The following is a 19,429-nucleotide window of genomic DNA, read 5'->3' on the forward strand; positions in this document are numbered from 1 at the left end:
CTTACCACTCGATCAAAGGCGTTGGCTCAGGCGCCGGCTTGTTCTTGTCGCGTACCTGCAATTGCAGGCCGTAGGCGCCGCACAGCGCCAGCAATTGCGTGAGGGTGAGCGCGGTGGCGTCGGTTTCGAGCGCCGAGATGCGGCTCTGGCTGATGCCGACGCGCGCGGCGGCTTCGGCCTGGGTGAGACCGGCCTGGCGCCGGCCGGCGGCCAGCAGTTGGGCCATCTGGTCCGGTGTGGCGACGAGGTGGATCATGGCAAATTATCCGCGAGACGAATAAATGCATTTTATGCGTCACACAGATATTTGTCAAATATTCGTGTGACGCATATTCGGCAAATATCTGTCTGGCGAATAATTGGCAAATATCTGCGAGACGAATAAATTTCATCTGCGTGCGTCCCTGCTGGATGGCCGTGTAGCATGCTGTAAAAACATCTTCTACCGACTCCGCGACTCATGAACGAACCGACGCTACGCCATAACGACGTGCCGTACTACACGCAATGGGGCAGCCCCGACTGGGTGCGCCACATTGTCGAACAACAAGGCGACCCATGCGACGACCCATACTGGCAGCGCAGCGGTTTCGCCGACCCGGAGCGTTACCGTTTCTGGGCCAAACGCCTGTGCGGTCTGACCTGCCTTGAATCCGCGCTCGACTACTGGGGCATCGAACACGCGCCGCGCGCCGCATTGCTGGATGACGCGTTGCGCCACGGCGTATACCGGCTGCGCGACGACGGCGGCGTCGACGGCTTGATCTACCGGCCGTTCGCCGATTGGATCGGTGAGGCATTCGGCATTCAGGTCGAGGTGCTGCCGCAGGCGCGGCTTGAAGAACTCGCCGTGCGCATCGACGGCGACACGCTGGCGATCGTCTCCGTGAGCCCCGAGATTCGCTACCCCGAACGGCCGAATCAGCGCCAGGGCGGGCATCTGATTCTGCTGCACGGGCGTGATCGCGACGGCGTCTGGTTTCATAATCCGTCGGGCATCGCGCCTCACCAGGCGGATGTGTATCTGTCGTTCGCAACAATGGCGCGTTTCTACGCAGGGCGTGGCATGACGCTCACCCGCATCGTGCGCTAGATGTGGCGGAGGCACGCCGTACGGCGAATGCACTGATCGAGCCCGGTTTCTGTCAAGGGACTTCACACGGACATCCTTCGCATTCCCGCGATCCGGCCCCACGGCGCGCCGGGCGTCGTAGAATCGCTTGTTCCCGATTCCCGGAGTAACGCGTGTCTGATCAACCACACCCGCAGCCACGCCCACCGCGCTTTCGCCTGCCGCGCCGTGCCCGCACGCCCTGGCAGGCGCCGCGCGCCCGCACGCTCTTCACGCGCCCCGCGGCGTCGCCGCAGCGCGTGCTGCTGCAGCGTGTCTACCTCGTGCTTGGCCTGTGTGTGCTTGCCTTCGCGGTGCTCTATCTCGATCGAGACGGTCTGCGTGACGCCAACCGCAAGGTGCTCGGCATCATCGATCTGATGTACTTCACGATGGTCACGGTCGCCACTGTCGGTTATGGCGATATCGTGCCGGTCACCGCCCGCGCGCGGCTCATCGACGCGTTCTTCATCGTGCCGATCCGTATCGTCATCTGGTTCGTGTTTCTGGGCACCGCCTATCAGTTCGTCATTCAACGCGTCATCGAGGAATTCCGCATGAAACGCCTGCAAAAACAACTGCGCGATCACGTCGTGGTGTGCGGCTACGGATTGAGCGGGTCGGTCGCGGTGCGCGAACTGCTGGAAAGCGGTTTCGCCGCGGAATCGATCGTTGTCATCGATTCACAGCAGGAGGCGCTCGAAGCGGCCACGGCGTTGGGCGTGGCGGGCCTGCTCGGCGATCCGTCGCGTGAGGACCTGTTGCAGCAGGCGCAGGTGCGCATCGCCAAGGCGGTGATCATCGCCGTCAGCGACGACGCCATCGCGATCCTGCTCACACTGACCGTGCGCAGCGTCGCGCCGGACACGAAAATCGTCGTGCGGATTCAGGAGCAAACCTACCAGCGCCAGTTGCGCCAGGCCGGCGCCGACGTGATCGTTTCGTCGACCAAGATCGGCGGACTGTTGCTTGCCGACGCAGTGGACAGTAACTACATCGTGCCGTTCGTCAACGATCTGCTGTCGGCGCGTGGCCGTGTCAATCTGGTGGAACGTCCGGCGACCGCGCAGGAAGTCGGCCGCTGGAGCAATGCGTTGCCGGGCGTGGTGGTGATCGGGCTGATACGCGCGGGGCGCATGCTGTCGTTCTATGAAGACGAGCCGTGTCCGATCGAGCCGGACGATCTGCTGATGGTCATCCAGTCGTCGCGCCACGCGAGTGCAATGTGAAAGACGCGTGAACGAAGCGTCCGACAGCGAGTCCGCGCCTGCCCGGCGCGCGACCGGTTTTGCCAACTGGATCGTCGACGAACGCGATCCGCTGATTGACAGTTTTTTCAGGTGGTTTTCAGGTGCGCTGAATTCAACGCATCCTCTCGCAAGGACAGGAAAAGCCCGCTTATGACCCGCCCGACCACGCAGATTTTCGACGCCGCCGCCACCGCGCGGCTGATCCCGTACGCGACGCTTGTCGACGCATTGAAGCGCGCGAGCATCGACTATGCACAGCAACGCATCGCGAGTCCTGAACGGCTAGTCGTGCCGCTCAACGAGGGCGGCATCATGCTGTCGATGCCGGCTACCGCGCCCGATCTCGCTATCCACAAGCTGGTCAACGTGTGCGCGAGCAATGGAGCGCGCGGCATTCCGACGATCCACGGCCAGGTGATGGCCTTCGACGCCGACACCGGCGAGACGCTCTTCATTCTCGATGGCCCGACCGTGACCGGCCGGCGCACGGCGGCGATGTCGATGCTCGGCGTACACACTTTCGCACCGACAAGGCCGCGCGAATTCCTGCTGATCGGCACCGGCACGCAGGCAGCAAACCATCTGGAAGCGATCGGCGAGCTGTTTCCCGACGCGCGCGTGTGGGTGAAGGGCAGTGCGCCCGCGCGGGCCGAAGCGTTTTGCGCGGCGCGTGGTGCCCATGGTGCGCATGGTGCGCACGCTGGCAAAGTGCGCGAATTGAAACCGTTGACCGACCCCAACGCGGCCATCCCCGATTCGATCGACGTGGTAATCGCGCTGACCACCAGCAAGCAGGCCGTCTACAACGAACCGGCCCGCACGGACCGGCTCGTGATCGGCGTTGGCGCGTTCACGCCGGCCATGGTCGAGATCGGCGCGCGCACGATTGCAGGCAGCGCGCTGTTCGTCGACGACGAAGCCGGCGCCAGGCATGAGGCCGGTGATTTCATCCAAGCCGGTGTCGATTGGGCGCAGGTCGGCGGAATCGCCGCAGTGGTGGAAAATGCCACGTTGTTGCCGCTAGAAAAACCGATTGTTTTTAAAAGCGTCGGCTGCGCGGCATGGGATCTGGCGGCGTGCCGCGTGGCGCGCGAAGCCTTGTCAGGCGGCTGATCGCGGACCGTTTGCCGCGCCCGGCGCATGGCGGTTCGCCGGTCTCCATTGGCATCTTGCGCCAACCTGCGGCACATGTTGCCGTGCAAACAATCTCAAAACGTTGCACCATAGGCGTTTGCCGGAAAAAAGCGCCGGTTTGCCGGCGCTTTTGCCCCTTGTCCTTTGAACTGACGCCTATCACGACGCCGCGACCGCGCTATGACGACCCAACACGCTTCAGCCACTCCCAATCTGCCGCTCGATATGATCATCTTCGGCGGCACCGGCGACCTGTCGTTTCGCAAGCTGCTGCCCGCGCTCTACATGGCGCATCTGCACTGCAATCTGCCGCCGGATACCCGCATTCTCACGATCGGCCGCAAGCCGTGGTCGCGTGAGGAGTACATCAGCGAGTTCATGGAAGCGAAGGCGAAGCCCTTCATCGAAAAGAAAGCATTCGATTCCGCCGCCTGGGACAAATTCCTGGCGCTGTTCGAGTACGTGCGCATGGACGTCGATTCAGTCGAGGACTACCAGCGTCTGAAAGAAGTGTCGCGCGAAGGTGTGCGGCGCGTGTTCTATCTTGCGACCTCGCCCGATCTGTTCACGAATATTTGCGAAAACCTTTCGGCGGCGGGATTGGTCGACGAGAATTCGCGGGTGGTGCTCGAGAAACCGCTGGGCCACGATCTGGCGTCCGCGCAGGAGATCAACACGGCGGTTGGCAAGCATTTCAGCGAAGCGCAGATCTACCGGATCGATCATTACCTCGGCAAGGAAACCGTGCAGAACCTGATGGTGCTGCGTTTTGGCAATGCGATTTTCGGTCCGCTGTGGCAGGCCCCGTATATCAAGCGCGTGCAGATCACGGTAGCCGAAGAGGTCGGGGTGGGCAGCCGCGCGGGTTTCTACGATAAAACCGGCGCGCTGCGCGACATGGTGCAAAACCACCTGCTGCAGTTACTGTGCATCGTCGCCATGGAGCCGCCGGTGTCGCTCGATCCGGATGCGGTGCGCGACGAGAAGCTCAAGGTGCTGCGCTCGCTGCGCCCTATGACGCCCGAGGATATCGCGCGCGATACCGTGCGCGGCCAGTACACGGCCGGTGCGGTAAACGGCGAGCCGGTGAAGGGCTACCTCGAGGAAGACAACGTGCCGGCCGGCAGCCGCGCCGAGACTTTCGTCGCGTTGCGCGCGCATATCAACAACTGGCGCTGGGCCAACGTGCCGTTTTACCTGCGCACCGGCAAGCGTATGCAGAAGAAGGTATCGGAAATCGTTATCGAGTTTTCCGAATTGCCGTTCTCGATCATTCCGAGCGGTGGGCGTAATTACGGGAACCGTCTTGTGATCCAGTTGCAGCCGGAAGAGTCGATCCAGTTGCAAATGCTCGCGAAGGAACCCGGTAGCGGCATGCACATGTTGCCGGTGAATCTGAACCTGGACTTGCAGCAGGCTTTCACCGAGCGTCGCGCGGAAGCGTACGAGCGCTTGTTGATCGACGTGATTCGTGGACGTCTCACGCACTTCATGCGCCGCGACGAACTCGAAGCCGCATGGGCATGGGCCGAACCGATTCTGGATGGCTGGAGCAAGTCGGGCGACAAGCCGCGTGGTTATACGGCAGGCACGTTTGGGCCGGCTGCGTCGACGGCGCTGATGGCGCGTGAAAACGCCGTGTGGGCGGAAGAATCGCAGTAAGCGGGCAATTGTTAAGCGTCGGCGATCCGTCGACGCTTTGACGCGTTTGTTTCGCAGAGAAAAAAGGCGGCCCGTTTTTGCGGGCCGCCTTTTTTGTTATGTGCTGCTGTGCTGAATTACGGCAGCGAAATCGTCAACGTAGCGGATTGCGGACCCAGCTTGACCACTTGCGAATACGGTGCAAGCGTACGCAACGTCTGATCGCGCAGATAAGTGTTCAGGCCAAGATACGCGAGCAGCCCAACCAGCGCGAACACCGCGCCGATCGACCACAACGGCACCTCGCGCTTGAGCCGGTGCGCGACCTGGTCCGGCAACGGCCAATGCGGGGCGAACGGTGCGCGCTTGCCCTTCATATGGGCGATTTCGTCGCCGATGCGCGCGGTGAGATAGGCGAGTTTCTCCGGCCCCTCGAGCAGATACTTGCCCTGGAAGCCGAGCAGCAGGCACATGTGAAACACTTCGAGCGACTGCAAACGCGCGGCGCCTTGGGCGCGGCATTCCTCAAGGTACTGGAAAAATTTCTCGCCCGCCAGTTGCTCGCCGAACAGCACCAGCTGCAACGGTCGGCGCTCCCATTCCGTGCGGATCTTGAATGTCGACGACAACACCGATTCGTCGATCGCTGCGCAGAACGCAAACTTGGATGCGTAGACATCTTCCGCCGACGCATTGAGCTTTTTCGCACCGCGCTCGAAGTCGCCGAGAAACTGCTGGATGCGCTGGCTGAATTCCTGCGCGTCGCCGGGTTCGCGGCCGTTCTTCAACAAAAACAGCATGAAGAAACCGTCGTACAGCAGATCGAGCAGCGAGCGAACCTGGTAGCTCGGCTCGGTCACGGGGGCGGGCGTCGCGGCAGGCGTGCTGCCGCCAAACAGGGAGGGCGCGAAGCTCATGATGTGACGGCGATCAGTTCGAGTTGAAGATCGTTGATGCCCGACGGCGCGTAGATCATTGCCGATTGGGCCTGCAACATGCGGTCATACAATGCGCCGCGCGATTCGCAAGAGAAGTAGCACGCGCCCGGTCGTACCGGAATGGCGGGCGGCACTTGCGGGGTGTACACGAGGCGCACGCCCGGCATGGCCGAGAGCACCAGTTTGTCGACGTCGTCCGGCGCGCCGACCTTGAAGCGGGCGGGGACGGCTTCGACGAGCTCGGCGGTCGGCATGTCCGCGGAGACGGCAATATAGAACAGGGTCTTGTCGTCGATCTTGCCCGAGTCGAGACGGCCCGCATGGAACGAAGGGCGCACTTCTTCGAGCGCGATCGCGAAGTAACGCGTGGAGATCACGGTTTCGAGCAGATCGCGCAGAATCGTGTCGAGGCGCGCAAAGCCGGGCCCCGGGTCGTCGTGCCGGTAAGCGGGCAGGTCGGACAGCGCATAACCTTTCGAAAACGTCATCAACTGGCCGGCCAGTCGCAGCAATTCCTGAAACAGACGCTCCGGATGCAGCGCCGAATGCTGATACAGGTGCGCAAGCGAGGCAAACGCGGCGCTCGCCGTGTGCAGCAGCCAGAACGACGCGATGTCGCCGGAACGGAACTCGATGATGTTCTTGGTCGGCTCGCGGTGAAAGCCATACAGTGCGTTGACCTTGGCCTGCAGCGCGTCGATCAGTTGACGCAGCCGCTGATGCAGGATCGGCGATGCGTCGATCGCGAGGCAGGGCGGCACGAACGTGTCGTCGATTTCAAAACCCGACGTGGCGGTGCGGCGCACGCGCACAAGCGGCACCGACAGCAACTGGTCGCGCGGTTCGCTATGCGCAATGAGTTTGACGCTGGTTTTCAGGAACGTGATGTCGGCTTCGGCGGCGTCGGTGAAATGATCGGCCACCGGCGTTTGCTCGCTGACATAACGCGAGACGAAGCCCGCATTGCTGTCTTGCGAATAGTTCGCGCCGGTTTCGCGCAGCGGATGCAGCGCCAGATAGAACGTGAATTCGTTGATGCCGTCGGGCAGCGTGTCAAGTGCGATGGGCGGTGGCAGGTCGTCGGCTTGCGGCGCGGAGTAGAGCGCCCCATCCGGAAACACCAGCGACAGTTCGCTCACGCGCAGCACATTGCTGCCGAGTGCGTCGCGGTCGAGACGCGCCGAGCGCACCCCCCAGTTGTACGGCTGGATCGCCTGGATCGATTCGAACAGGCGCGCCTCATGATAGGCGTCCTGACGCTGAAAATGCTGTGGCCTCAGAAACAGGCCTTCCCCCCAGAGCACTTTTGCGGAATAACTCATCTCAAACCTGTTATATGCGTTCAGCGTATGGCGTGCCCGGAGATAAACCGATTCGAGCGCCGCATTGTTAATTCTCTAAAAATTGTTAAATCGTATTTGTCCAGCATCTTTAACCGCAGCTTACTGAAGAAAGCATATTCAGCGGTTGGGCGGGCAGTCCCTGTTCAGCCGGGATCACAGTGCCGTTGGTTACCGTCATTGCGCAGTTATGCAGGCCGATCATTATGCCGGATTTCTCCGACTTCGCCGGGTCGAAGGCGAATTTCCAACGCTGCATTGCCGGATCGCGGAATAGAGCGACGATACCGAATGCCTGCGCTTCACGCGAGACTTTTTCGGTGACGACGTAACGTTGACCGGGGATCAGCGTCACTTCGCGCACGCCCAGCAAATCGCCGCCCAGCGTGGTCTTTTCCTTGGCCGGGTCGGTAAATGCATCGAATGGCGCCTGCTGGAATGAGGTGGGGTCTTTCAGCACGTAAAGCCGCACGACCAGCGCCAGTGGCCGGTTATCATTGGCGGCATTCAGATTCGGCGCGGCGTATAAGGTGAGGCCGACATTACGTGGCGGCTTTTGCGCATCCGGTACGTCGGGCTTGCCGAGGCCGCTCGCCTGCAAAACCGCGTTGGCAGCGGCTCCCAGCGCGGGCACGGCGGCCGCGCAGCCGCCCAGCAGCGCGCACGCCACGGCACTGGTGATCAATAGCGATGCATGGCGAACAAGACGCGAATTCATATACATCGACCGGCTCGGCGCCGTCCCCCGTCAAAACATCAATAACGAAATCAATCCGGCAAATTTGCAACAACGCTATGCCGCGTAATGCCGCTTTATGCAAACTGCATTGTTCTCCGTCACTTGCGTGTTTGCCGTGCAGTATGCGGAAATTTTTTCCGCCCTTCGCAATCCGGCTATTGCACCAGGAAACAATTTCTGCATGCTTCGTTTAAATCATCCGCATGCATTTTTTTTGTGCAATGCTTCTTCACACGAAAGTTGAATTATCGAAAATTGGCCTGTACTATACCCGCGCAGTTGAAGCAAAGCAAAACTCCGGTTTCTCCTTGAATTAAAAAAATCGCACGTCGGTGAAAAACGATGAATGAGCGTCTGTTAGTAAAACTATCTGGGGTAGTGTTGGCATGCGGCGTGATTGCCGGCTGCGCGACACAGGGCAACAACACAGCGACCACACCGGAGGCTTTTAATAAGCAACTCGCGGACGCGGATACCGTCGCCAAGGGTGGCGATCAGGATCGCGCCATCGCGCTTTACCAGCAACTTTCCAAATCCGATCCGACGCGTGAAGAGCCGTGGTCGCGCATTGCGCAGATCCAGTTCACGCAGGGTCACTACGGTCAGGCCATTGTCGCCGCGCAAGAAGCCTTGCAGCGCGACCAGACGGATCGTCAGGCCAAGAGCGTGCTGGCAGTGGCTGGCCTGCGCGTGGCCACGCAATCGCTTGGCGAATTGCGTCAGGACGCGTCGCTCGCGGGCGATGCGAAGTCGGACGCGCAAGCGCTCGCCAAGCAGCTGCGCGACACGCTCGGCGAAGCCACGTTGTTCCCGCCTGACCCGAACGACAAGTCTGCTGTGAAGAAGAAACGCATCGTTCGCCACGTTGCCAAGAGCAAGCCCGCAGAAACGCCGGATGCCACCACCAGCGCTGCGGCTCCGGCCACTACGGCGCCGGCGCCTGCTACGGCGGCGGCGCCCGCTGCACCGGCCGCGCCAGCGCCTGCAGCGCCCGCCAAGGCTGCAGCGCCCGCCAAAGCCGCGCAAAGCGGCGGCGCGTCCGATCCGTTCAGCGCGCTGCGCTGAGCCACACGCCTGATCTATCTGCATTCGGGAGCCGACGATGGCGAAGAAAGAAAGTATTCAGAAACGCTTGCAAAAAGTGCGGCCACCGCGCGTTCAACTCACGTATGAGGTTGAGCGTGGCGATGCGATCGAGGTGAAGGAACTGCCGTTCGTCGTCGGCGTGGTTGCCGATCTGGCGGGGCAGTCCGAAGTCGAGCAGCCGAAGCTGCGCGATCGCAAGTTCGTCAACATCGACCGCGACAATTTTGACGACGTGATGAAAGCGATCGAGCCGCGCGCCGCGTTCCAGGTGGAAAACCGCCTGAGCGAAGCCGGTGGCAAATTCGCCGTCGACCTGCGTTTCAAGTCGATGGCCGATTTCAATCCGGACGAGGTGGTCGAGCAGATCGAGCCGCTGCGCCGTCTGCTCGAAGCGCGTTCCAAGCTGGCCGACCTGCGCAACAAGCTGGCCGGCAACGACAAACTCGAGGACCTGCTGAGCGAAGTGCTCAACAACACGCAGCAGTTGCAGACACTGGCGAAAGACCAGGGCAACGCGGCAGACCAGCACGCCGGCGCGCCGGATCACGACAAGCAGGGCGAATAAGTACGCACGGGGTGTGAGATGAATCAGCAAACGGCAGCAGCCCAACTCGGCACCGCGCAGAGCGGCACGGAATCCACGTTGCTCGACGAAATCGTCGAGAAAAGCCGCGTGGCCAAGTCCGAGTCCGAACACGCGCGCGCGAAAGACCTGATCGGTGAACTCGTGCACCAGGTGCTCGACGGCACGGTGGTGGTATCCGATAACCTGTCGGCCACCATCGACGCGCGCGTCGCGGAACTCGACCGTCTGATCTCCTCGCAACTGAGCGCGGTGATGCATGCGGCGGAATTTCAGCGCATGGAAAGCACGTGGCGCGGCCTCGACTACCTGTGCAAGGAAAGCAATACCGGCTCGACGGTCAAGATCAAGGCGCTGCATGCGCCCAAGCGCGACCTCGTGCGCGACTTCAAGAACGCTATCGAATTCGATCAGAGCGCACTCTTCAAGAAGGTTTATGAAGAAGAGTTCGGTACTTTCGGCGGGGCACCGTTCGGCACGATCATTGGCGACTTCGAGGTGACGCGTCAGCCTGAAGACGTGTACTTCATCGAACAGATGGCGCACGTCGCGGCCGCGGCGCACGCACCGTTCATCGCCTCGGCGTCGCCCGAACTGATGGGGCTCGAAACATTCGCCGATCTCGGCAAGCCGCGCGATCTCGGCAAGGTGTTCGACACCGTCGAATACGCGAAGTGGAAGTCGTTCCGCGACTCTGAAGACTCGCGCTATGTCGGCCTGACGTTGCCGCGTTTTCTCGGCCGCCTGCCTTTCAATCCGAAAGACGGCGCCACGGCTGAAGGCTTCAACTTCGTTGAAGAGGTGGACGGCACCGATCACAGCAAATACCTGTGGTGTAACGCAGCGTGGGCATTCGCCGCACGGCTGACTGCCGCATTCGACGACTTCGGCTGGTGCGCTGCGATTCGCGGCGTGGAAGGCGGTGGTCTGGTGGAAGACCTGCCTACCCACACGTTCAAGACCGACGACGGCGAAGTCGCGCTGAAATGCCCGACCGAAATCGCGATTACCGATCGCCGTGAAAAGGAACTGAGCGACCTCGGTTTCATTCCGCTCGTGCACTGCAAGAACTCGGATTACGCCGCGTTCTTCGCCGCACAATCGGTACAGAAGCCCAAGAAGTACAGCACCGATAGCGCAAATGCGAACGCCGTGCTGTCCGCGCAACTGCAGTACATCTTCTCAGTGTCGCGCGTGGCGCACTACCTGAAGGCGATGATGCGCGACAAGATCGGCAGCTTCGCATCGGCACAGAACGTCGAAGTATTCCTGAACCGTTGGATCTCGCAGTACGTCCTGCTGGACGACAACGCGACCCAGGAGCAGAAAGCGCAGTTCCCGCTGCGTGAGGCATCGATACAGGTCTCGGAGATTCCGGGCAAGCCTGGTGCGTATCGTTCGGTCGCTTTCCTGCGCCCGCACTTTCAACTGGACGAGCTGTCGATCTCTTTGCGGCTTGTTGCCGACCTGCCGAAACCGGCAAATTCATAAACGAAGTAAAAAAACCCGTGCCGGCCGCGCGGGTTGGCTGTTAAAACCACCTCTTTGGGGAGTCGATGAGTTATGAAGGACATCTATTTAAAATTCGGCAATCCGGCGATCAAAGGCGAGTCCGCCGATAAAGATCATGCTGGCTGGATCGAAATCGATTCGTGGAGCCACTCGATTACGCAACCGCGCTCGGCAACGGCTTCGACGGCGGGCGGTCATACGTCCGAGCGTTGCGAGCACGCTGACATGCAGTTCACGAAAGACATCGACGTGGTCAGCCCGCTGATCTATCAACACGCATCGGGCGGCACGACGTTCGACGAAGTGACGATCGACTTCATGCGTTCGGACGGCGAAGGCAACCGCATCAAGTACCTGGAAGTGAAGCTCAAGTACGTGATCATCTCGAGCGCCACGCCGAGCGTGGTGGGCGAAGGCCTGCCGAGCGAACAGTTCTCGCTGAAATACGCTGCCGTGCAGTGGAAGTACACGCAGCAGAAGATCGGCGGCAACCAGGGTGGCAATGCGCAAGGCGCGTGGAGCCTGACGAAGAACGACAAGACTTACGCGGTCTGATGCCGGGATGCACGCGGCGTGTGCCTGAAAAGGCTGACGCCCGCCGCGCGCGCCTCGCGTCGAACACCGGTTCTTCGGACGCTGATGAAACGCTTCGAACCTAGCTTTCTCGACAAGCTGTTCGACGACGAACCGCATCTGCCGGCTTCCCCGGCGATGCGGCAATTGTCGTTGGACGAGTTGAAGGCCACTGTCGCGCGCGACGTCGAGGCGATCCTGAACACCCGGATCGCCCTGACCGAGCACGAACTCGCGGCGCTGCCGGAGTGTCAGCGCTCGGTGCTTACCTACGGCTTGAACGATTTCGCGGGCTTAAGCCTCGCGAGTCACTACGACCGTACGTTTATCTGCAAATCGATTCAGCAGGCAATCGCACGGCATGAGCCGCGCCTGCAGCAAGTGGCGGTCACGCTCGAACTGAACGAACAATCCACCAACGCGCTGAACTTTGCGATTCAGGCGTTGCTGGTCGTGCACCCGGCGGAAGAACCGGTGAGTTTCGACGCGATGCTGCAGCCGTCTACGCTGCAATATTCGGTGACGCGCGCACGTGCGAAGCTTTAGTACCTGATTTTGGCGGCTGAGTTTTTAGTACCGGCGTTTTAGTATCTTGAGTACCGCTTTGCCGCCGCTCACGCGCACCGGTGGCGATAGTTTGAGCGGAGAGGGTTCAGGTTCGGGGATAGATCGATGGAAGAGTTGCTGCCGTATTACGAGCGCGAATTATCATTTCTGCGGCGCTATTCGCGCGATTTCGCCGAACGCTATCCGAAGATCGCGGCGCGTCTCGCGATGTCCGGCGAGCACTGCGAAGATCCGCACGTCGAGCGGATGATCGAATCGTTCGCGCTGTTGGGCGCGCGCATCAACAAGAAGCTCGACGACGATTACCCCGAATTCACCGAAGCGCTGCTGGAAGTGCTCTATCCGCACTATCTGCGGCCGTTCCCGTCCTGTTCGATCGCGCAGCTAGGCACTTCGGCCGCGCTGAGTCACCTGACCGAACCGGTTCTGGTCGAGCGCGGCACTGAACTCAAGTCGCGCCCGATTCGCGGCGTGCAGTGCCGGTTCCGAACCGCCTACGACGTGACGCTAGCGCCCATCCGCATCTCGGAGGCGAAGTACACGTCGGTGGCCATGGCGCCGAGCGCGACCGTCCTGCCGGGCAACGCTACGGCGATCGTGTCGATCACGTTCGAATCGACGGCCGCGCAGCTTGATCTCTCCGCATTGAAAGTCGGCACGCTGCGCACCCACCTGCACGGCGAGCAATCGTTTATCGCGGCGCTGGCGGACTGCCTGTTCGTCAACGCGATGGCCACGTATGTCGAAGCCGACCGCCGCGGCGTGTGGAAGCAAGTGCGCGAATCGCCCGTCGTACAAGCCGGTTTCGACGAAGACGACGCGCTGATCGACTATCCGGCCAAATCGCATCCGGCGTACCGGTTGCTGACCGAATACTTCGCGTTCCCCGAAAAATTCAATTTCGCCGATTTCGATCTGGCGGCGATGACGCGCGCGAGCGGCCGCTGTCAGCGTCTGACGCTGCACATTGTGCTCAAGGAAGTACGCAACGATTCGCACGTCGCGCGTCTGCTGGATTCGTTGTCCGCGCATCATTTCCGTCTGTTCTGCACGCCGGTCGTGAATCTGTTCGAACAGCACGGCGAGCCGATCCGCATCAGCCACCAGGCGATTTCGTACCCGGTGATCGCCGAGGCGCGCCGCGCGTTCGCATATGAGGTCTATTCGATCGACTCGGTGAAACTCGTTCGGCAGCAGGCACATGAAGAATCGGTGATCGAGTTCCGGCCTTTCTATTCGCTGCATCACGGCGAAGCGGCGCGTGCGGGGCACTATTGGTTCGCACGGCGTAACGATTGGGTTGCGCAGAAAAGCCCGGGTTACGAGACTGAAATATCGATCGTCGATATCGACTTCGAACCGGCCGCACCGCAAACCGATACGCTGAGTCTCGATCTGACGTGTACCAATCGCGACTTGCCCGCCGGTCTCGCCGTGGGTCTCGAAGGCGGCGATCTGTTTCTGGAAGGCGGCTCGCTGACCGGCAGCATTGCGATGCTGCGCAGGCCGACGCCTAGCGTACGCTTCGAGCGCGGGCGCGCCTCCCACTGGCGGCTGATTTCGCATCTGGCATTGAATCATGTGTCGCTCGCCAATAGCGGCCTGTCGGCGCTCAAGGAAATGCTGGTGCTTTACGATTTGCGGCGCACGGCGGTGTCGGCGCGGCATATCGACGGCCTGGTGGGCATCGAGCAGCGCGCGGCGGTGCAATGGCTGCCGGGCAAGCCGTTCGCGACCTTCGTGCGCGGCATTGAGATTCGTTTGACGATCGATGAAGAGCATTTCGTCGGCACGAGTCTCGCGTCGTTCGTGCGGGTGATCGATACGTTTTTCGGGCTGTACGTGCATCTGAACAGCTTTGTGCAACTGGTCGTCGTGTCGAAGCGCACCGGCGAGGAGATTCTGCGATGCAAACCGCGAAGCGGCGAATCGATCCTGGCGTAGTCGAGCAACTTCTCGACGAACCGCATCGCTTCGAATTCTTTCAGGCGGTGCGGATTCTCGAGAAGTGGTTCGCGCAGCAAGCGCCATCGAGCAACGGACGTCCCGGCGAAATCGTCGCTCAGCGAATTGCCTTTCGCAATTCACTGTCGATGTCGTTTCCCCCGAGCGAAATTCACAGCGCGCAGTCTTTCGATGATGAAGGCACGGCGCTGAAAGAGAAGCCGCAACGCAGCGCTGCGCTCGAAGCAGGTTCGCTCCACAAGGTGGATATCACGCCGGCGTTTTTTGGTTTGCTCGGCGGGCAGGGCGCTTTGCCGCTGCACTACACCGAGCAGATCATCGCGCGTGAGCAGATCAAGCGCGACCGGGCCGCGCGCGAATTCTTCGACGTGTTTTCGAATCGCGCGACCGCACTGTTCTACGCGGCGTGGAAGAAGTACCGGCTGCCGTTTCACTACGAACTGGATCGTGACGAACGTTATCTGCCGCTATTGCTGGCACTGGCAGGCGTCGCCGACGACGACACCCGCAACAGTCTGCAAAACGGCGACGGCGCGCTATTCGACGAAGCGATCGCCGGCTATGCATTAGCCGCGCGGCACCGGCCGGTTTCAGCGGCCTATTTGCAACGCACACTCTCTGAGTACTTCAAGGTGCGGGTGCGCGTCGAACAGTTCGTCGGCAAATGGTACGACGTGCCGAGTGATCAATTGACCGTGCTCGGCGGCGTCAACGCGACGCTCGGCGCCACGGCGCTGGCGGGCGAGCGGGTCTGGCAGCGTGACATGCGCGCGCGGCTCGTGATCGGCCCGCTCGACAAAGCCGACTACGAAGCGTTTTTACCCGGCGCCGACCGTGCCGTGGCGCTCGAGCGCATGCTGACGCTGCTGGCCGGCGTGACGCTCGAATACGAGGTCTCGCTGGTGCTGCGCCGCGCGGAAGTGGGCCCAAGCATGTTGAGCGGCGGCGCGCGCCTCGGCTGGGACGCATTTCTGTGCACGAGAGAAGTCGACCGTGACCGCGCGGATGCCCGCTACGAATTGCACGTGATTCACTGACCATAACGATTGAACCAGGACCCGGATCGCACGACATGAGCACGTCCCTCAATACCCTGATCGCCAAACTGAATCCGACCTGCCGTCAGGCGGCTTTGCTCGCGGCGAACAACTGTCTCGCGCGCGGTCACTACGAGGTCGACCTCGAGCATCTATTGCTGGCGCTGCTGGATGAACCGGCGAGCGATGTCACGCTGGCGCTGCGCGCGAGCAGGGTCGACGCGCATGCTTTGCGTGCGGATATCGAGCGCGAATTGCAACGACTGAAGACGGGCAATACGCGTACGCCGGTGTTTTCGAAGCACCTGATCGATTTGCTCGAACAGGCGTGGTTGATCGCGTCACTCGATTCGCAGATCGGACGGATTCGTTCGGGGCATCTGCTGCTAGCATTGTTGACGGCGCCTGACCTCGCGCAGTTCGCCGAGCGCATGTCGCCGCTGCTGCGCGACGTGCGGGTGACGGATCTGAAGCACAAGTTCGACGACATGACCGCAGGGTCGCGAGAGGTCGAACGGAGTAACGCTGAACAGAGCGCGGCAGAAGACGTGAGCGACGCAGTGGCTCCCGGCTCGGCGCCCGGCGCGCCTTCCAGAACCCCCGCGCTCGACACCTACACCAGCAACCTCACGCAGCGTGCGCGTGAAGGCAAGATCGATCCGGTGATTGGTCGCGAAGGCGAGATTCGCCAGACCATCGACATTCTGATGCGTCGCCGGCAGAACAATCCGATCATGACGGGCGAGGCGGGCGTCGGTAAAACGGCGGTGGTCGAAGGACTCGCGCTGCGCATTGCGGCTGACGACGTGCCCGCGCCGCTAAAAGGCGTCGCGCTGCACGTGCTCGATATGGGGCTGCTGCAAGCCGGCGCGAGCGTCAAAGGCGAGTTCGAGAACCGCCTGAAAAATGTGATCGACGAGGTGAAGAAGAGCCCGCATCCGATCATTCTGTTTATCGACGAAGCGCATACGATCATTGGCGCCGGTGGCCAGGCCGGGCAGAACGATGCGGCGAATCTGCTGAAGCCGGCCCTGGCGCGTGGCGAATTGCGCACCATCGCGGCGACCACGTGGAGCGAATACAAAAAGTACTTCGAGAAAGATGCGGCGCTGGCGCGGCGTTTCCAGGTCGTGAAGATCGAAGAACCGAACGAGACGCTTGCGGCGGCGATGTTGCGCGGCATGGCAGCGTTGATGGAAAAGCACTTCAACGTGCGTGTGATGGACGACGCGATTACCGAAGCGGTACGTCTGTCGCATCGTTACATCAGCGGCCGTCAACTGCCGGATAAGGCGATCAGCGTGCTCGACACCGCTTGCGCGAAAGTGGCGCTCGCGCATAGTTCGACACCCGCTGCGATCGACGACACGAAGAAACGGCTCGAGCGGATCGACGCCGAAATCGCCGCGCTGGAACGCGAAGTGGCGAGCGGCGCGCTGCACGACGAACGGCTCGCGGAACTGCGCAGCCTGCGCGAAGAAGACGTGAAAGACCTCGCGGAAGATGAAGCGCGCTACGACAAGGAGCGCGCATTGGTGACGGAGATCGTCGGCTTGCGTGCCGAGATAGACGCCGCGCGCGTGAGCAGCGCAGATGCTGCACAGGCCGACAAGGCACAGCAGGCGCGCGAAACGCTGGCCACGCGTGTTGCGGAATTGCACACCTTGCAGGGCGGTCAGCCGATGGTCCCCTTGCAGGTCGACGGCCACGTGGTCGCCGAAATCGTCGCCTCGTGGACCGGCATTCCGCTCGGCCGCATGATCAAGGACGAAATCCAGACCGTGCTGAATCTGCAACCGCTGCTGGCCGCACGCGTGATTGGGCAAGACCACGCACTCGATGCGATCGCGCAACGCGTTCGCACTGCCAGCGCGAGTCTCGAAGATCCGAATAAACCGCGTGGCGTGTTCATGTTCGTCGGGCCGTCGGGTGTGGGCAAGACCGAAACCGCGCTCGCGCTTGCTGACGTGCTATACGGCGGCGAGCGCAAGATGGTCACGATCAACATGAGCGAGTACCAGGAAGCGCACAGCGTGTCCGGCCTGAAGGGCTCGCCGCCGGGCTACGTCGGTTACGGCGAGGGCGGTGTGCTGACCGAAGCCGTGCGGCGCAATCCGTATTCGGTGGTGCTGCTCGACGAAGTGGAAAAGGCGCACCCGGACGTGCTGGAAATGTTCTTCCAGGTGTTCGACAAGGGCACAATGGACGACGCCGAAGGGCGCGAAATCGATTTCCGCAACACACTGATCATTCTGACCTCGAACGTCGGCTCGCAGGCGGTGATGCAGGCATGCCTGAACAAGAGCGCCGAAGAATTGCCGGATGCGGACGGGCTCGCGGAGACGCTGCGACCGCAACTGTATAAGGCATTCAAGCCGGCGTTCCTCGGCCGCATGAAAGTGGTGCCGTACTACCCGATCTCAGACGACGTGCTCGTCGAAATCATCGACCTGAAGCTGGAGCGGATTCGCCGCCGCATCGAGTCGAATCACAAGGCGGTGTTCGAGTGGGACGATTCGCTCGTCGACGCCGTGCTGGCGCGTTGCACCGAAGTGGACTCCGGCGCGCGCAATGTCGACCACATTCTGAACGGCACGCTATTGCCTGAAGTCGCGCAGCAGGTGCTCGAGCGCATGGCCAACGGCGCCGCCATCGAACGCATCGCGGTGCGTGCGAGCGACGCGGGCGAGTTCGAATACACGGTTGTGTGAGCAGGCTTGCCCCGTCTGCTTGCCAATCTGTTTTAATGCCGTACCGGATACTTATTGCTTTCTGTCATGTCGACTAATCTGAACACGCTGCTGGCGCCGATCAGCGAAGCCTCGCCTTGTGGCGACGACCTGCTGTTTTCGGCGGATTTCGACGCGATCCAGCACGCGCGCCGTTTTGAAGACCCGTCGCTGGATCAGGGCGAATGGGTCACGGATATTAAAGAAGCCGACTGGCCGTTCGTGGTCGAACGCGCGAGCAGTCTGCTGCAGACGCAGACAAAAGACCTGCGCCTCGCGGTCTGGCTCACCGAGGCGCTTGCCATCGAAGAGGGCGTGACCGGTCTCACTCAAGGTTATGCGCTGCTAACGGGGCTGTGCGAAAAGTACTGGGATCACGTGCATCCACTGCCGGAAGGCGACGATACCGAGTACCGCCTCGGCAACGTCGCGTGGCTGGTTGGCCGCACCGGCGATCTGTTGCGGGCCATGCCGCTTACGTCGTCGCAAGGCAGCTCGTTTAGCACGATCGATTGGGACGTGGCCACGCACGTTGCGCAAGCGGTCAAGCGCGATCCGGATCACGCCGACGATATCGCGCGCGGCAAGCCTTCCATCGAACAGATCGAGGCGTCGAAACGCGCCACGCCTCCGGCGTTCTATTCAACACTGCTGATCGAGCTGAAAGCGTACGAAGCGGCGATGCTCGCGCTCGAACAGGAACTGGACCGGCGCGCGGCCGATTCGGCACCGAGCTTCCGTCAGGCGAAAGATGCATATGAAAGCGTCTACCGGCTGGCGGAACGTTTCGCGCGCGAACTGGGGGTCAGCGCTGAAGCGCCGCCGAAAGCGCCGAAGCCGGAAGAATCCGAACGCGCCGAGCCTACCTTCAAGACTTCACCGCAACGCGAGGAACCCGTGTTGACGACCATGCCGACCACGATCAGTCCGATTGCAGGAATCCAGAGCCGTGCGCAAGCCGTCGCGCAGTTGCGTGCCGTGGCCAAGTTCTTTCGCAGTACCGAGCCGCACAATCCGGCGGCTTACCTCGCCGACAAGGCGGCGGAATGCGCGGATATGCCTTTGCATCAGTGGCTTTCCTCGGTCGTGAAGGACGATGGGTCGCTCGCGCATATTCGCGAACTGCTGGGCGTGAAGCCCGAGGAAAATAGCTAGAACGTCCTTAAGCGCAAATAAAAAGCCTGGCATCGAACATCACCGGTGCCAGGCTTTTTTAATCACGCT

17 protein-coding genes are annotated in these 19,429 nt (G+C 61.4%); 13 read left to right on the plus strand and 4 right to left on the minus strand.

Annotated features, from left to right (window positions below; all coding sequences use genetic code 11):
- Position 1: 1 nt before the first annotated feature.
- Complete coding sequence (locus KHO23_RS22695) at positions 2–256, minus strand: helix-turn-helix domain-containing protein (RefSeq protein WP_211613470.1); 255 nt, start codon at positions 254–256, stop codon at positions 2–4.
- Between the two features lie 204 nt (positions 257–460).
- Here KHO23_RS22695 and KHO23_RS22700 point away from each other — a divergent pair, with 204 nt between their 5' ends.
- The 4 genes from KHO23_RS22700 (at position 461) to zwf (ending at position 5,157) form a co-directional block, all read left to right on the plus strand.
- Positions 461–1,093, plus strand: coding sequence for a C39 family peptidase (locus tag KHO23_RS22700; RefSeq protein ID WP_211613471.1), 633 nt, complete (start codon positions 461–463; stop codon positions 1,091–1,093).
- Positions 1,094–1,245: 152 nt separating this feature from the next.
- Positions 1,246–2,340, plus strand: a complete 1,095-nt coding sequence (locus KHO23_RS22705) for a potassium channel family protein (RefSeq protein WP_211613472.1) — start codon at positions 1,246–1,248, stop codon at positions 2,338–2,340.
- A 171-nt stretch (positions 2,341–2,511) separates the two neighbouring features.
- Entirely contained in the window at positions 2,512–3,474 is a 963-nt protein-coding gene (lhpI, locus tag KHO23_RS22710) for a bifunctional Delta(1)-pyrroline-2-carboxylate/Delta(1)-piperideine-2-carboxylate reductase (protein WP_211613473.1), read from the plus strand.
- Between the two features lie 201 nt (positions 3,475–3,675).
- The gene (gene zwf / locus KHO23_RS22715; protein WP_211613474.1) at positions 3,676–5,157 is read left to right on the plus strand and encodes a glucose-6-phosphate dehydrogenase; all 1,482 of its coding nucleotides are present in this window, start codon (positions 3,676–3,678) and stop codon (positions 5,155–5,157) included.
- 116 nt (positions 5,158–5,273) lie between these two features.
- On the opposite strand, the gene icmH is transcribed toward zwf, so the two are convergent.
- The 3 genes from icmH to tssJ all read right to left on the minus strand — a co-directional run bounded on the left by icmH (position 5,274) and on the right by tssJ (position 8,132).
- A complete protein-coding gene (gene icmH, locus KHO23_RS22720) occupies positions 5,274–6,053 on the minus strand; it encodes a type IVB secretion system protein IcmH/DotU (RefSeq protein ID WP_211613475.1) in 780 nt (259 codons plus the stop codon).
- Positions 6,050–7,396, minus strand: coding sequence for a type VI secretion system baseplate subunit TssK (gene tssK / locus KHO23_RS22725; protein ID WP_074287743.1), 1,347 nt, complete (start codon positions 7,394–7,396; stop codon positions 6,050–6,052). The genes icmH and tssK overlap by 4 nt, the downstream gene beginning before the upstream one ends.
- A 109-nt stretch (positions 7,397–7,505) precedes the next feature.
- The gene (gene tssJ, locus KHO23_RS22730) at positions 7,506–8,132 is read right to left on the minus strand and encodes a type VI secretion system lipoprotein TssJ (RefSeq protein WP_211613476.1); all 627 of its coding nucleotides are present in this window, start codon (positions 8,130–8,132) and stop codon (positions 7,506–7,508) included.
- A gap of 363 nt (positions 8,133–8,495) precedes the next feature.
- Here tssJ and KHO23_RS22735 point away from each other — a divergent pair, with 363 nt between their 5' ends.
- The 9 genes from KHO23_RS22735 (at position 8,496) to tssA (ending at position 19,360) form a co-directional block, all read left to right on the plus strand.
- Positions 8,496–9,218, plus strand: coding sequence for a tetratricopeptide repeat protein (locus KHO23_RS22735; RefSeq protein WP_211613477.1), 723 nt, complete (start codon positions 8,496–8,498; stop codon positions 9,216–9,218).
- Positions 9,219–9,255: 37 nt separating this feature from the next.
- Positions 9,256–9,804 carry a type VI secretion system contractile sheath small subunit gene (gene tssB, locus KHO23_RS22740; RefSeq protein WP_211613478.1) on the plus strand — a complete coding sequence of 183 codons (549 nt, stop codon included), beginning with the start codon at positions 9,256–9,258 and terminating at the stop codon, positions 9,802–9,804.
- A gap of 18 nt (positions 9,805–9,822) precedes the next feature.
- The gene (gene tssC, locus KHO23_RS22745) at positions 9,823–11,313 is read left to right on the plus strand and encodes a type VI secretion system contractile sheath large subunit (RefSeq protein WP_211613479.1); all 1,491 of its coding nucleotides are present in this window, start codon (positions 9,823–9,825) and stop codon (positions 11,311–11,313) included.
- Between the two features lie 72 nt (positions 11,314–11,385).
- Positions 11,386–11,889 (plus strand): Hcp family type VI secretion system effector, encoded by a 504-nt coding sequence (locus KHO23_RS22750; protein ID WP_074287739.1) that lies wholly within the window; start codon positions 11,386–11,388, stop codon positions 11,887–11,889.
- Between the two features lie 84 nt (positions 11,890–11,973).
- Positions 11,974–12,453 carry a type VI secretion system baseplate subunit TssE gene (gene tssE / locus KHO23_RS22755; RefSeq protein WP_054036473.1) on the plus strand — a complete coding sequence of 160 codons (480 nt, stop codon included), beginning with the start codon at positions 11,974–11,976 and terminating at the stop codon, positions 12,451–12,453.
- A 126-nt stretch (positions 12,454–12,579) separates the two neighbouring features.
- Entirely contained in the window at positions 12,580–14,418 is a 1,839-nt protein-coding gene (gene tssF, locus KHO23_RS22760; RefSeq protein WP_211613480.1) for a type VI secretion system baseplate subunit TssF, read from the plus strand.
- A complete protein-coding gene (tssG, locus tag KHO23_RS22765; protein WP_211613481.1) occupies positions 14,382–15,476 on the plus strand; it encodes a type VI secretion system baseplate subunit TssG in 1,095 nt (364 codons plus the stop codon). The genes tssF and tssG overlap by 37 nt, the downstream gene beginning before the upstream one ends.
- A gap of 35 nt (positions 15,477–15,511) precedes the next feature.
- Positions 15,512–18,187, plus strand: a complete 2,676-nt coding sequence (gene tssH, locus KHO23_RS22770) for a type VI secretion system ATPase TssH (protein WP_211613482.1) — start codon at positions 15,512–15,514, stop codon at positions 18,185–18,187.
- Positions 18,188–18,253: 66 nt separating this feature from the next.
- Positions 18,254–19,360: a type VI secretion system protein TssA gene (tssA, locus tag KHO23_RS22775; protein ID WP_211613483.1), complete on the plus strand. Its 1,107-nt coding sequence runs from the start codon at positions 18,254–18,256 to the stop codon at positions 19,358–19,360.
- Positions 19,361–19,429 lie beyond the last annotated feature (69 nt).

Origin of the sequence: Paraburkholderia haematera, assembly GCF_905220975.1 — a bacterium.
Lineage (GTDB): Bacteria > Pseudomonadota > Gammaproteobacteria > Burkholderiales > Burkholderiaceae > Paraburkholderia > Paraburkholderia haematera.

Excerpts from the sequence above, each read along its gene's own strand:
- tssC (WP_211613479.1), top strand. The coding sequence starts at position 9,823 with ATGAATCAGCAAACGGCAGCAGCCCAACTCGGCACCGCGCAGAGCGGC.
- KHO23_RS22700 (WP_211613471.1), top strand. The coding sequence starts at position 461 with ATGAACGAACCGACGCTACGCCATAACGACGTGCCGTACTACACGCAA.
- KHO23_RS22695 (WP_211613470.1), bottom strand. The coding sequence starts at position 256 with ATGATCCACCTCGTCGCCACACCGGACCAGATGGCCCAACTGCTGGCC.
- KHO23_RS22735 (WP_211613477.1), top strand. The coding sequence starts at position 8,496 with ATGAATGAGCGTCTGTTAGTAAAACTATCTGGGGTAGTGTTGGCATGC.
- tssG (WP_211613481.1), top strand. The coding sequence starts at position 14,382 with ATGCAAACCGCGAAGCGGCGAATCGATCCTGGCGTAGTCGAGCAACTT.
- tssB (WP_211613478.1), top strand. The coding sequence starts at position 9,256 with ATGGCGAAGAAAGAAAGTATTCAGAAACGCTTGCAAAAAGTGCGGCCA.
- zwf (WP_211613474.1), top strand. The coding sequence starts at position 3,676 with ATGACGACCCAACACGCTTCAGCCACTCCCAATCTGCCGCTCGATATG.
- tssH (WP_211613482.1), top strand. The coding sequence starts at position 15,512 with ATGAGCACGTCCCTCAATACCCTGATCGCCAAACTGAATCCGACCTGC.
- tssE (WP_054036473.1), top strand. The coding sequence starts at position 11,974 with ATGAAACGCTTCGAACCTAGCTTTCTCGACAAGCTGTTCGACGACGAA.
- icmH (WP_211613475.1), bottom strand. The coding sequence starts at position 6,053 with ATGAGCTTCGCGCCCTCCCTGTTTGGCGGCAGCACGCCTGCCGCGACG.
- KHO23_RS22750 (WP_074287739.1), top strand. The coding sequence starts at position 11,386 with ATGAAGGACATCTATTTAAAATTCGGCAATCCGGCGATCAAAGGCGAG.
- tssA (WP_211613483.1), top strand. The coding sequence starts at position 18,254 with ATGTCGACTAATCTGAACACGCTGCTGGCGCCGATCAGCGAAGCCTCG.
- tssF (WP_211613480.1), top strand. The coding sequence starts at position 12,580 with ATGGAAGAGTTGCTGCCGTATTACGAGCGCGAATTATCATTTCTGCGG.
- lhpI (WP_211613473.1), top strand. The coding sequence starts at position 2,512 with ATGACCCGCCCGACCACGCAGATTTTCGACGCCGCCGCCACCGCGCGG.
- tssK (WP_074287743.1), bottom strand. The coding sequence starts at position 7,396 with ATGAGTTATTCCGCAAAAGTGCTCTGGGGGGAAGGCCTGTTTCTGAGG.
- tssJ (WP_211613476.1), bottom strand. The coding sequence starts at position 8,132 with ATGAATTCGCGTCTTGTTCGCCATGCATCGCTATTGATCACCAGTGCC.